This window comes from Salifodinibacter halophilus (genome assembly GCA_012999515.1).
GTDB lineage: Bacteria > Pseudomonadota > Gammaproteobacteria > Nevskiales > Salinisphaeraceae > Salifodinibacter > Salifodinibacter halophilus.
On sequence record JABEEB010000735.1, the window covers coordinates 1 to 236 of the forward strand.

The following is a 236-nucleotide window of genomic DNA, read 5'->3' on the forward strand; positions in this document are numbered from 1 at the left end:
GGAATGTCTTCCGAGCCGATGCCGTCGCGCGCGAACGCGGCCGAGGAGGCGTCGCGCTTCTGCACGCCGAGGGTGAAGTACAGATCGACGTTCTCGGCCAACGGCTTGTCGCCGTTGAGGAACAGGGTCTGATTCTTGACCTTGGAGTCGCCGATGATGCGCGGGCTGCCGGCCGGCTCGGAGCGGTCGGAGCGGCCGCGATCCTGCCATTCGCCGGTGATGCCCAGGGTGCCGTC

General features: G+C 67.8%; 1 protein-coding gene. It reads right to left on the reverse strand.

Annotated elements, in window-relative coordinates:
* Nucleotides 1-236 (reverse strand): TonB-dependent receptor (locus HKX41_13510; protein ID NNC25150.1); only part of this gene is annotated, 236 nt, incomplete at both ends.